Source organism: Nostoc sp. (assembly GCF_036919595.1).
In the GTDB taxonomy this organism is placed as follows: Bacteria; Cyanobacteriota; Cyanobacteriia; order Cyanobacteriales; family Nostocaceae; genus Nostoc.
Genome location: NZ_JBALCO010000200.1, coordinates 1 through 11,510 on the forward strand (window position 1 = coordinate 1; position 11,510 = coordinate 11,510).

The window sequence follows — 11,510 nt, forward strand, 5'->3', positions numbered from 1 at the left end:
CATCAACTGAACCTATTGCAGAACTGGAAAGTTCAAAAATTGAAGTTCAACCATTACTTCGAGAAAACGAAGTAGAACAATCAAAATCTTTTGATATTACATCAACTGAACCTATTGCAGAACTGGAAAGTTCAAAAATTGAAGTTCAACCATTACTTCGAGAAAACGAAGTAGAACAATCAAAATCTTTTGATGTTACATCAACTGAACCTATTGCAGAACTGGAAAGTTCAAAAATTGAAGTTCAACCATTGCCACTACCTGCTAATCAACCATTACTTCGAGAGAACGAAGTAGAACAATCAAAATCTGCTGATATTACATCAACTGAACCCATTGCAGAACTGGAAAGTTCAAAAATTGAAGTTCAACCATTACTTCGAGAGAACGAAGTAGAACAATCAAAATCTGCTGATATTACATCAATTGAACCTATTGCAGTACTTGAAAGTTCAAAGGTTGAAGCTCAACCATTGCTTCGAGAGAACGAAGTAGAACAATCAAAATCTGCTGACATTACATCAATTGAACCTATTGCAGTACTTGAAAGTTCAAAGGTTGAAGCTCAACCATTGCTACTAAATGCTAATAAATCAGTACCTTGGGAGAGTGATGTAAAACAATTGAAATATTTTGATATTACATCACCTGAACCTATTGCAGCACTTGAAAGTTCAAATGTTGAAACTCAACCATCGCTATTACCTGCTAATCAACCATTAACTGAATTGCAGCAATTTGGTGGTAAATTTTCTGCTTTATTGAAGCAATTTCCTAATTACTTAGGTAGATTTTCCACCGAATACCAACTGCCGATTATTTGTTTTGCTACAATTATTGCAGCAACTATTGCAGTTAAGATAGTTATAGCTGTATTAGATGTAGTAAATGAAATTCCGCAGGTAAATCGAGCTTTTGAGTTGACTGGAATTGGTTACTTAACTTGGTTTGTTTTCCGATATCTACTCAAGGCTTCTACTCGGCAAGAATTAGCTGCACAAATTAGTTTTATCCAAAAAGAAATTGTTGAGGGACAAGATTCGTAAGTTGTTATGTCTTCATATTTGCTTTCTTTCATAGTTAAAGAAGGCATAGGGCAAACGCATTCATACTACCTAAAAACTTTCGTAACAAACTTACTTATGAAAGTTGACTTTGGTGTATGTAACTGCTATCGATGGGAGCAAAACACCGTCTTGGCTTTCCCGGTCGATTATTTGACAGACTGTACTGAATACAGTATTGGTTTACCTGGATAGAAAATTGTTGATCTTGGCATAGGTACAGGAACGGGTGCATCTCACTTTTGCAAATATACCCGGTGATTATAAATCGTGGCTACACAAACTTTTGTTTGCCTACGAGGACTCCAGAAATTTTAAACTTAAGACTGCGCTAACGGGAAGGCGCTTTGCGTCTACGTGACGCAGACCGCTAAGACGGGGCCGATCTCACCTGTTCCCTATTACCTTTCACGTTAATCTCATCGCTACACTACCCGCATGGGCTGGTAAACCTTCAGCATGAGCAAGGGTAATTGCTGCTTTTCCTATCGCTTGTAATGCTTGTTGGTCACATTGCAAATAGGTAATTCGTTTCATAAAATCATAAACACTCAGACCGGAAGCAAAGCGAGCTGAACGCGAGGTTGGTAAAATATGGTTGGGGCCACCAACATAATCGCCGATCGCTTCTGGAGTATATTGTCCTAAAAATATGCTCCCCGCACACCGAATCTGTTTAGCCAAAAGTTGCGCTTCATCTACGCATAATTCTACGTGTTCTGGTGCTAATTGATTTAAAAGAGGAATACTTTCCGCGAAGTCATTGACAATAATTACCGCACCATGTTTCTCCCAACTTTGAGTCGCTACTGTTTGGGTAGGTAAGGTTTGGAGAATCCGCTCAACAGCTGCGATCGCATCTTTGGCAAAACTTTCCGAATCAGTGATTAAAATAGATTGGGCGCTGGGGTCATGTTCTGCTTGTGACAGCAAATCCCAAGCAATCCACTCTGGATTATTTTTATTATCTGCCACTACCAAAATTTCCGAAGGACCGGCAATACTATCAATCCCTACTTTTCCAAATACCTGGCGCTTGGCTTCCGCCACATAAGCATTACCAGGCCCAACAATTTTATTCACAGGAATTAAAGTTTCTGTACCGTAGGCGAGGGCGGCCACTGCTTGCGCTCCACCAATACTATATATCTCGGTAACACCTGCTACCTGAGCAGCTGCTAATACGGCGGGGTTGATTTCTCCACCAGGCATGGGTACGGTCATCGCTATTCGCTCTACTCCGGCAATTTTTGCGGGTAAAGCATTCATTAATAATGAACTGGGATAGCTGGCTCGTCCTCCGGGTACGTAGATACCTATCGTTTCTAAAGCTATCCAATTTAAGCCTAGTTTTACTCCAAGTTCATCCGTATATGCGATATCTTGGGGTAGTTGTTGACAATGGAAAGCAGTAATTCGCTTTGCCGCTAATTCTAACGCCTGTTGTACTTCTAGGGGACACTGGGCAGCTTGTTTAGCAATAAAACTTTCACTCAGACGAAAAGAATCAGGACTATAGTGATCAAAACGAGTTGTATATTCCTTGACTGCTGCATCACCACGGGCTTTCACATCAACAATAATATCTTTAACTGTACCACTGACATCAACTGTTGCTTCTGTGCGATCGTTTACAAGTGCATTGAATAGAGTAGAAAAATCTTTATCGGTTATTTTTAATAGCTGCATGATAGTTGGATGAGTTGACATTCATCTTTTAGTTTAACTTTGTGATAGCTAAAATTTATTAATCACCTGCCAGCATACACTGCGATCGCATGAGGAATAGGTCGATTAGTAGTAATCACAGTTCTCAAGGCTGCGGGTGAAATGGATTTGTAGACATGGGCTTCAGGAATTTCTTTATCTCCGTAGTGGAAGATGTAAATGCCATCTACAAACAGCAATTCTGCTTGAATAACTGGAGATTTTCTCAGAGGTTAAGTAATACCCTTGTACTCAATCAAAACAACTTAAGTGGAGAAGTCGAGACGTTTACCAGCAATCCTATCTATGCGATCGCCACCCCACAAGTTTTACTCACAACACAAAATCTGCTTGATAAGTTTCTCAATCCCGATATTAAATTGGGTATTTCCCGATCTGTAAGTGATCCTTGGGAGATTATAGTGTCGAGGTATTTCGCAAAGCTGAAACAATTGTACCAGGTAGCTTTTACCTGCTAAATGCTAAAGCTGTAATATTATCAGGGACATTTCCCCAACAAAGGAATAGTCCAGGAGGTAGCATCGTCTACTATCTGCAAGATATCAACAAAGCAGACATCTATTTGGTGTATTACACCAGTGCTTTATGTACTAAACAAATTTCACCAAGTCTACAAGTAGTGGAATTCCCAGATAGCTTAAAAGTCCTTTGATAAATTAAACATATCAATCGTTGCTTCAATTACAGGTTGGGGTTTTATCTTGATGCTTTATTTTAATCAGGTTTTTAGTGAATTGGTATCATTCAAGGGAAAGCTTGTAGCCTTTTTACTATCTGTGGAGGTATATAGAATTCTTTTGGTTAATAAATCCAGTGACAGAGTAAAATAATTGAAAAATTTTTGTCGTATTTTAAAATACGACAAAAATAGTTTGAGAGTGTAGCTGAACTGAAATAGGGTAGTAAAAAAGAAGTGGGAATCTCACACTTGAAAAGTCTGTATGTATATTTTTTTAAAAGTTCCAGCGTGGCGTTCAGGTGATATCTTGATCCCAGCAATCTGCGATCGCAGAATTTCGTCGTTTCACTAGATCAAGCATATTTTGTGCCATGACTACACTTTGGTGCTTTCGCCTTTTGTCTGGTAAGCAAAGTAAAAAAAAACCAAAATGGACAACGTTACTGATCATCGACTCGCAAGCGGTTAAAAATACCTGTACTGCCAGTGCCAAATTTAAAGGGTTTTGTCATTACAAATATAGCAATGGCATCAAACGTCATCTTGCAGTTGATACGCTAGGCTTGCCATTTTTTCCCCACTGCACCAAAGCGAGTGTATCTGATGACCAGGGCTTAATTAAATTACTCAGCAACAACCTTGATTACTTTCGCACTAAACCTGTCAACATTCCTAAGATTAATATCCTGCTTGACCACGGCTATCATCTAGACAAATTCACAACTGAACTATATTAATATTTGTTCTCAGATCATGACCAATATCCGGTTTTACTCGGTATCCAAGCCAAGCAAAGCCGAAAAAGCGGCACAAGGAAAAACTGGATTCGTCGTAATGGCAACTCGATGGGGATAAAGACCGCTCGAATGCTTGGATGGAACGCTGTAAGAGTTGGGTCAAAAACTTTGAAAGAACCTTGACTAATGCCACAGCCAAACTCAATCTCTGTTTCATCAGACTCATGCTTAAAAGGCTAGCGAATCAATAGATGTCAAATGGGTTCTATAAGGAAAACCACAGTAAGGACAAAAGCTAAATTTCAGTGATGTATATTGATTCATCGCACTTAGCGTAACTATTACCTAACCTAGTTCCGCATATAAAACAAAACTTAGACCTGGGCAACAATCAAATATCTTCAAGCGTTGTTCCTGGAGTCCAACAATGGGCACAAAATTAGTTTACAATCTTCTGACACTTTATTCAAAACTACCCCAATTAAGAGTATTTACCTTTGGTGCCGCCATAATAAGGAAAATGGTAGAGTTAAGAACTAACCGATAGCGAGAAATGTAAATAAGATATGGCTGACCAAAAAGATAAAGCTCAAGAAAAAAACCGCCTTGAACAGCTTCAGGAAGAACAAGGTAACACTGATTCTAAACACTCAGGCGGTGCTGGTGCTTCTGGTGGCAATTCAGGTGCAGGTAAATCTGGCACATCAAAAATTTCTGCCACTGGTACACCTGATGATATTGAAAAAATTGATCAGGAGTAAAGCTGACTCCGACGACGAGTCAAGGTTTAGCTGGATCGGTTTTCATTAGGAACTGAACTCAACAATGGTGCATTGAATACCTCATTATTCACTCCACCATTGTTGAGCATCCTCAAGTCAGAAGGCCCACCTCACTGATTTGACTGTTTTTAACTAGGGTTAAAAAGCCTGTATAAGATAAAGCTACCTGGTACAAATCCAGAGTAGTGTTAATCTTGATCTATACCTCATTTTCCGCTCCAATTAAGATGGGTTTGCCCTGGCGGTTCCCTGGAGTTTGAGAGTCTGATATGACTGTAATTGTCCAAACAGGGGAGTGCGGATAGATCCTGATGTTTTTTGAGTAGTTAAAATGGCTTCTGTTTGAACAGGAGTTTCTCGTGTCCCGATGACTAAGTTGATAATTGGCAAAAGTAAGCTCAGTTTGACTACATTTCCTCCTAAATTAGGGTTTGGTGGATTGCGAATAATTACTGTCACTAATGTACCGATATCAGTAGCTAAGGTTTTGATTTGGTCACCGCTGAAATGAGTGGAAATATTTTGAGTTCTGTAATCAAGCTGTGGAACTCCATTCAGAAGTGAATACTTAATGTAAATACCTTCGCCCTGAAGTTCAAACTCATTTGGTCGTTGCACAACAATTGCTTGTGCTGGCTTTGTAGATTTGGTCATCAAAAAAGATACTAATGATGTGGCGGTCAAGCCAGTCACAAAGGTGAGAGCAGTTTTGAGAATTTGACGGCGGGGAAAACTCGCAGACATCTCCTCTAAGTTAGGTTTCATAATTAATAAATCTCAGAAGCTGATAAATCTTATCTTTTCAATTATCTCAAAAAATTCACTGTTTGTATTAAAAAAACATTAAATTTTAGTTAACACTCTTCTATCTTTTATCATGGCTTTATGCGATCGCATAAAGCCACCCTCAGAGAAAACCAATCGTATTTCAAACTTAAAGCTGCGAAGTGGAGTGAAATAGTGCAACTCTTTAAACTGTCACACTACTAATGTAAGTTTTTGGTGGTTGTAGTCACCTTTGGATAATTCTCTGTTACGATGGCGTTGCTTTTACACAAAACTTCCTAATTTATTTACAAAATTTATACAAAATAATTCATCAGTTGATACAATCGAATTGCGGGTTGATACAATGGCATTCTCAGTTGATACAATCGCATTGCAGGTTGATACAATCGCATTGTCAGTTGATACAATGGCATTGCAGGTTAATGCGATCGCATTGTCAGTCGATACAATCGGATTGTGGGTTGATGCGATCGCATTGTCAGACGATACAATCAAATTGCAGGTCAATGAAAAAAACCAGATTGCAATCTGATAAATTTTAATTACAAATTACGAATTACGAATTACGTAGCTTGCTTCTCGCGCCTTGGCGAGTATTAGGAATTAGGAATTGCTCTGCAAGATGCAGGCTTTAACCAAGGACTATGGGGCGTGGTGGTGGGAAGATTTGCTGTCAGGACGACTTCCCCTTTTTCGTTTAGTGCCAAACCAGTAGCTTCTACAATGCGTTCTGGTGTAGTAGTTATTTTACTGGCAACAAATGAGCGATCGCGGTTATCATTGCTTGGATTGAGAGTAATCAAACCTACCTGCACTGCATCATTATTAAGAGCTTCACGCGGATTAGGTGGTAAGCCGCCGCGTCCAGTAATCACAAATTGGCTTTTAGCAGCAGTTTCACCTGTTTGACAACCCTGTGCTAGTTCAGTAGTAATTGATCTGGCTGGCAAGTTAATGAATGTCCGATTAGAGTTATCATGCGGTATGTTGATCCTCACCTGACCATTCAAGGAAGGGTTTGTGCGCGAAATCGCGGTGATATCACTACTAGATAGTCTTGCAGGGTTTAGTTTATTTGGATCGTTAGTTCCCAATAAAGTTTGAAGCTCTTCTCGACTGCGTGGTGTGAATCCAAAAATACTTTGTGCTGTTATGTCTACTTTACCACCTGTACCAGTGAAGGCATTGGCAGTGATGTCGCTATTTTCATTTGGAAGGGCGATGATAAAGCCATTAGGAACATTGATTGTGATGTTACTGCCATTTCCCCCAGCACCTGCAATACCTGCCGTGGCAGATATCTGACTATTGCGACGTAATAGTAATATATCCCGCACTTGTAGTATTATGTTACCGCCATCAACTGATGCTGCCCTAGCATTGAGGGTTGCTTGGTTGTCTAGTAGGATAGAACGAGCCACAACTTCTAAATTGCCTGGCTTGCCAGAGCCGAAATTACTATTAACACCTACCTCAGCTTGATCCTGGATAATTAACTTTCCGGTAGTAATTCTCAAGTTGCCAGTAGATTGGTTATTCTCAGTCCGATTTGTTAAACGGCTTTTAACCGAACGACCTGATATTCCTACTATTTCTTTGCTTACCTCTAAGGATTCTGAAGCATTGACGGTTAAATTTCCCCCCATTGCCTTGACTATTGGCAAGAGTACCCGCAGATATCTGTCCCCCAGCCTGAATAATCAACTTCCCGGTGGTAATCGTCAAGTTTCCAGCGTTTCCACCACCTTCAGTTCGAGTGGTTAAACGGCTATTGACTCCACCATCTAATGATTCTCCACTCACGTCTACTGAGTCTGAGGCATTGATGATTAAATTTCCCCAATTCCCTGTACTTTTAGGACGAGTAACAGTAAATACCTGTGCCCCTTTCTGGACAATAAACTTGCTTGTGGTGATCGTCATGTTTCCAGCATCTCCACTACCTTCGGTTCGAGTGGTCAAACGGCTAAAATCTTGAGGATTTGCTGATTCTCCGCTCACTTGTACAAAGTCAGAGGCATTTATGCTCAAAGCCCCTCCTAGTCCTGTCCCTAGAGTCTTAGCTACTATTTGTGAACCATCAGTGACCATCACCTGCCTACCTTGCACTTGAATATCCCCACCGCCACTGCCACTAGCATTTACAACAGCTCGTTGAGACAGTTTAATATCCCGGAAATTTTGTACACCGTCATATCCTAAAACCCAGCCGCTGTTTGTTGGGTTTAGGTTCACAAAGCCAAGTCCAGCCACACTGCCTAGTTCAATTCGTCCCCCTGCTGCCGTTAGATAGCCACCCTCCAACGCAATATCACTGCCCACGAGTGCTAAAGTTTTACTTGGTTCTACTTGCAAACCGACAATTTCACCATTGCGATCGCTATTAATTGCTTGTGATTGATTGAGGATACTTCCCGGATTACTTCCTAATTGCAAGCCAATAGGAACGCTCACTGTCAGTAAAGGAGTGATTTGAGAATTAGTTGCACTAAATTCTATGCCATCAGCAAATTTCAGACTAGTTGCCGTACTTGCCACAAAAGAACCTTTAATGTCTAAGGAGGCATGGGGACCAAAAATAATTCCGTTGGGATTGAGCAAAAACAGGTTAGCTGTACCGTTAGTACGAATTAAGCCATTAATATCAGAGACTGATCCACCAGTTACCCGACTAATGATATTCTGAATATTCACACTATTTTTAAACAAAGCAACACCGTTAATAGGCACAGAAAATTCCCCAAAACTGTGAAACAAGTTGTTACCCGCTTAGGTTCCTCTTGTGATATTGAGGGTGCTGCCATCTGGTGTAACGATGGAATTATTAGGCAAAGTGCCATCTGGAGTGATTTGAGCAAAAGCGCAATTTGTAGTATTGCAAACACTTGCGCTACAAATCGCAATCCCTATAAACCAGCCCCAACGAACATTTATCTTGGACATTGCACCCCTCTAAGCAAACAGCGATCGCTAAACTTTTGTTTATGTCACACCACTAATGTGGATTGACGGTAGGTTGCAGTCACCTCTGGATAATTCTCAGTTTCAATGGCGGTAGTTTTCCACAAAACTTCCTAATTTATTTACATAAATTTATAGAAGATAATTCCTCAGCCGATACAATCGCATTGCGGGTTGATGCGATCGCATTGTCAATCGATACAATCGCATTGTTAGCCGATACAATCGCATTGTTAGCCGATACAATCGCATTGTTAATTGATACAATCGAATTGCGAGTTGATGCGATCGCATTGTCAGTCAATACGATTGAATTGTCAGTCGATACAATCGAATTGCAGTAGCTTCTATGATGGGTTCTGGTGTGGTAGTAGTTGTTTTGCTGGAACAAATGAGCGATCGCTGCTTAGATTAAGAGTTACTAAATCTATTTGCACTGCATCAGTGTCATTCACCAAATTATAAACTGCTGTATTTATCCAGATATAAAACTACAGCCAATTACCTAGCAGAACGTAGGGTGCCCAAAACATCGGACGTTTGTACTTAGGATTTTGTAAAAGAGCGAGCTGGGCGCGACGAAGTGCTTCAGCTTTAGTCAACTTTTTGTTAGCTAACTCTTGGTAAAATTCATTGATCAACACAGAGGTAGACTCATCATCTAAGTTCCACAAAGAAGCGATGATACTCCGCGCTCCTGCTTGAAAAGCGACACCAGCGATTCCCAACCCAGCCCGTTCGTCTCCAGCAGCTGTTTGACAGGCACTCAGCACAAGCAATTCAATAGCTTCAGGTCGGTTTTGCTCGATAGTTCGCACTAACTGATTAAACTGCTTGACATAAATACGGTCTTTCCAAGCAACAATAAATGTCTCCTCAGCTTTGGAGCTAAACTGACCATGAGTTGCCAGATGAACGACTGGAAAAGACAGAGAATTAATTCGATTCTGCAAAGCTGATCTGGTAAATTCTTGATTGAGAAGTATATTACTAGGTATACCAGCACGGATTTGCTCTAATTCACGCTTCACGTTGGGTAGTGCAGAAAATCCAGAACTTGGTTCACTCAATCCTGCGGCTATTACTTTTAATTCTTTTTGCAATGGTTTGGGTTCAATCAGTTGCAGACCAGGAGTCAGTGCAATGCTATACTTCTCAATCAGATATTGTTTGCCATTATACAAAGCTGCCATCGGGATATTTCGCAACCACCCATCCAGCACAAACACCAAAGTAGGAGTCTGACTTTCAGCTAAAGCAGCTTCAGCGGGTTTAATCAACCAGTTATATACCTTTTGCGACAAAGACTGAATTTTTCGTAATGTATGGGGCTTGGTTAAACTTTCTTGTAGTTGTTTTAAAGTAGTTTGCACTTCATCTTTACTTACAGCAGTAGCATAGTGCAACTAACGTTTTTGCGGTAACTGGAGAATCACCTCCAGTCGGTCTGGCAAAATAAATGGATAAATGACTGTTATTGCCGTTTGGTCTTGTTTTTTACTTTGAATTTGAGCATTCAAACAGGTGTTGCGAAAAAAGTTATCAAGTTCTGCGACTTGCAACAATTCTATTGTTTTGCTGGCTTTTTCAATATTTACTTGATTTGGTTGAGAATTTTCCTCAGGTTGCAAAAGTAAATCTACTAATTCCCGGTATACAGGTTCGACTTCATCCCGAAAGGAAAACTTTACTTCTGAATTGACGGCAGCTAAATCGTTGCGGATATACTGGAGGCTATTGACTGCTTCATTGTAAGCTGCGATCGCACCTTCGGTATCTCCCTTAGCTTTCAACAAACGTCCTAGCTGCCATTGCCATCGATAGCCAATATCTTGAGCATTGATAGCTTGAGCCATCAGTAAGGCTTGCTGAGTAAGGTTTTGGGCATCAGACCATTGTTGAGTTTGTTCGTACACCTCTGCCAAAATACCAAGAGCATAAGATTCTGTTCGTTGGTCTTGCAAACTTCTGGCTTGCTCAATAGCAGGTGATAAAAGTTGGGCAATATTCAACCATGAGGGCGTGTCTGTGCTAGTTTTTTTTTAAATTGCGTTAGACTTTGGGCAAAGTTGATCCGAGCAGAAATTGCTGTGCGACTGGGCGGTAATTCGGCAAGTTGAGTTTGGATTTTGGACGATAACGCTTGCAGGGCATCAAATTTATCAGTTTCCACTAGTAGCCTAAGTTGATTAACTTCAGCTTGAATGCGGGTAGTTGGTGAAGTGGCTATTGTGGCAGCTTTTTGGTAAAACTCCATAGCTGCTGGGACATCTTGTTGAGCGCGGGCTGTGTTGCCTAAACTGAGTAGAATATCTCCTACTGCTTGCTTATCTGGCAAGGATAAAGCTGCTGCTAAACTTTGTTACAATATCTGCCGAGATGTTTCTAAATCACCTCGCCATTAGCAGCGATCACCCTACAAGTCTGCAATCAACCTTGCCTTCCTCAAAAAGAATTGCATCACAGTCTCTTCTCTAGAAATAATATCAACCGTACCTTCCATTCCCAATTTAATAGCACAGAGGTGTTTGTCCCTTAATTAATGGACTTACAGCAGATTGCAGGTTTATGAGGTACAGTAACAACAGTTTGTAAACCAGCTTTTCAAATGCTTGGGATTGACTAAATTGAGTGTGATCGCAATTAAAATATCAAGCATTTTTGCAGTGGTTGGTGAAAACTGACGTAAAAAAGCCTTAAGTTGTGACCACCAGTGTTCAATAGGATTAAAATCAGGAGAATAGGGTGATTGATAAAGAACATTTGCCCC

At 40.4% G+C, this 11,510-nt stretch carries 16 protein-coding genes; 7 read left to right on the forward strand and 9 right to left on the reverse strand.

Annotated elements, in window-relative coordinates:
- On the forward strand, nucleotides 1-1,046 hold a 1,046-nt coding region (locus V7K21_RS30275), incomplete at its 5' end, for a CAAD domain-containing protein (RefSeq protein ID WP_335179770.1).
- Nucleotides 1,047-1,472: 426 nt separating this feature from the next.
- Here the strand turns inward: V7K21_RS30275 and hisD are convergent.
- Together hisD and V7K21_RS30285 are read right to left on the reverse strand one after the other, a co-directional pair.
- Complete coding sequence (gene hisD, locus V7K21_RS30280) at nucleotides 1,473-2,753, reverse strand: histidinol dehydrogenase (RefSeq protein WP_335179798.1); 1,281 nt, start codon at nucleotides 2,751-2,753, stop codon at nucleotides 1,473-1,475.
- A 62-nt stretch (nucleotides 2,754-2,815) separates the two neighbouring features.
- Nucleotides 2,816-2,971: a hypothetical protein gene (locus tag V7K21_RS30285; RefSeq protein ID WP_335179773.1), complete on the reverse strand. Its 156-nt coding sequence runs from the start codon at nucleotides 2,969-2,971 to the stop codon at nucleotides 2,816-2,818.
- A 209-nt stretch (nucleotides 2,972-3,180) separates the two neighbouring features.
- On the opposite strand from V7K21_RS30285, the gene V7K21_RS30290 reads away from it, so the two are divergent.
- The 3 genes from V7K21_RS30290 to V7K21_RS30300 all read left to right on the forward strand — a co-directional run bounded on the left by V7K21_RS30290 (nucleotide 3,181) and on the right by V7K21_RS30300 (nucleotide 4,969).
- Complete coding sequence (locus V7K21_RS30290) at nucleotides 3,181-3,444, forward strand: hypothetical protein (protein WP_335179775.1); 264 nt, start codon at nucleotides 3,181-3,183, stop codon at nucleotides 3,442-3,444.
- A 398-nt stretch (nucleotides 3,445-3,842) separates the two neighbouring features.
- Nucleotides 3,843-4,208, forward strand: coding sequence for a transposase (locus tag V7K21_RS30295; protein WP_442948949.1), 366 nt, complete (start codon nucleotides 3,843-3,845; stop codon nucleotides 4,206-4,208).
- 566 nt (nucleotides 4,209-4,774) lie between these two features.
- Nucleotides 4,775-4,969, forward strand: coding sequence for a hypothetical protein (locus V7K21_RS30300; RefSeq protein WP_138502135.1), 195 nt, complete (start codon nucleotides 4,775-4,777; stop codon nucleotides 4,967-4,969).
- Nucleotides 4,970-5,212: 243 nt separating this feature from the next.
- Here V7K21_RS30300 and V7K21_RS30305 read toward each other — a convergent pair whose 3' ends face one another.
- Nucleotides 5,213-5,755 (reverse strand): hypothetical protein, encoded by a 543-nt coding sequence (locus tag V7K21_RS30305; RefSeq protein WP_335179777.1) that lies wholly within the window; start codon nucleotides 5,753-5,755, stop codon nucleotides 5,213-5,215.
- A gap of 367 nt (nucleotides 5,756-6,122) precedes the next feature.
- Between V7K21_RS30305 and V7K21_RS30310 the strand changes: the two genes are divergently transcribed.
- The gene (locus V7K21_RS30310) at nucleotides 6,123-6,311 is read left to right on the forward strand and encodes a hypothetical protein (protein ID WP_335179778.1); all 189 of its coding nucleotides are present in this window, start codon (nucleotides 6,123-6,125) and stop codon (nucleotides 6,309-6,311) included.
- A gap of 64 nt (nucleotides 6,312-6,375) precedes the next feature.
- Here the strand turns inward: V7K21_RS30310 and V7K21_RS30315 are convergent, their stop codons facing one another.
- Both V7K21_RS30315 and V7K21_RS30320 read right to left on the reverse strand, forming a co-directional pair.
- Nucleotides 6,376-7,425, reverse strand: a complete 1,050-nt coding sequence (locus V7K21_RS30315) for an S-layer family protein (protein WP_335179781.1) — start codon at nucleotides 7,423-7,425, stop codon at nucleotides 6,376-6,378.
- Entirely contained in the window at nucleotides 7,343-8,509 is a 1,167-nt protein-coding gene (locus V7K21_RS30320; RefSeq protein ID WP_335179784.1) for a filamentous hemagglutinin N-terminal domain-containing protein, read from the reverse strand. The genes V7K21_RS30315 and V7K21_RS30320 overlap by 83 nt, the downstream gene beginning before the upstream one ends.
- An 18-nt stretch (nucleotides 8,510-8,527) precedes the next feature.
- Between V7K21_RS30320 and V7K21_RS30325 the strand changes: the two genes are divergently transcribed.
- Nucleotides 8,528-8,788, forward strand: coding sequence for a hypothetical protein (locus V7K21_RS30325; RefSeq protein WP_335179786.1), 261 nt, complete (start codon nucleotides 8,528-8,530; stop codon nucleotides 8,786-8,788).
- Nucleotides 8,785-9,084: a hypothetical protein gene (locus V7K21_RS30330; RefSeq protein ID WP_335179788.1), complete on the forward strand. Its 300-nt coding sequence runs from the start codon at nucleotides 8,785-8,787 to the stop codon at nucleotides 9,082-9,084. Before V7K21_RS30325 ends, V7K21_RS30330 begins: the two co-directional genes overlap by 4 nt.
- Before the next feature lie 147 nt (nucleotides 9,085-9,231).
- Here the strand turns inward: V7K21_RS30330 and V7K21_RS30335 are convergent, their stop codons facing one another.
- From V7K21_RS30335 to V7K21_RS30350, 4 genes are all read right to left on the reverse strand, one after another.
- Nucleotides 9,232-10,146, reverse strand: a complete 915-nt coding sequence (locus V7K21_RS30335) for a CHAT domain-containing protein (protein ID WP_335179790.1) — start codon at nucleotides 10,144-10,146, stop codon at nucleotides 9,232-9,234.
- Nucleotides 10,147-10,752: a hypothetical protein gene (locus V7K21_RS30340; RefSeq protein ID WP_335179792.1), complete on the reverse strand. Its 606-nt coding sequence runs from the start codon at nucleotides 10,750-10,752 to the stop codon at nucleotides 10,147-10,149.
- Entirely contained in the window at nucleotides 10,749-11,078 is a 330-nt protein-coding gene (locus V7K21_RS30345) for a hypothetical protein (RefSeq protein ID WP_335179794.1), read from the reverse strand. Before V7K21_RS30345 ends, V7K21_RS30340 begins: the two co-directional genes overlap by 4 nt.
- A 228-nt stretch (nucleotides 11,079-11,306) precedes the next feature.
- On the reverse strand, nucleotides 11,307-11,510 hold a 204-nt coding region (locus V7K21_RS30350), incomplete at its 5' end, for a transposase (RefSeq protein WP_335179796.1).

Coding starts and splice junctions, on each gene's coding strand:
- hisD (WP_335179798.1), bottom strand. CDS start 2,753: ATGCAGCTATTAAAAATAACCGATAAAGATTTTTCTACTCTATTCAAT.
- V7K21_RS30295 (WP_442948949.1), top strand. CDS start 3,843: ATGACTACACTTTGGTGCTTTCGCCTTTTGTCTGGTAAGCAAAGTAAA.
- V7K21_RS30300 (WP_138502135.1), top strand. CDS start 4,775: ATGGCTGACCAAAAAGATAAAGCTCAAGAAAAAAACCGCCTTGAACAG.
- V7K21_RS30305 (WP_335179777.1), bottom strand. CDS start 5,755: ATGAAACCTAACTTAGAGGAGATGTCTGCGAGTTTTCCCCGCCGTCAA.
- V7K21_RS30310 (WP_335179778.1), top strand. CDS start 6,123: ATGGCATTCTCAGTTGATACAATCGCATTGCAGGTTGATACAATCGCA.
- V7K21_RS30315 (WP_335179781.1), bottom strand. CDS start 7,425: ATGGGGGGAAATTTAACCGTCAATGCTTCAGAATCCTTAGAGGTAAGC.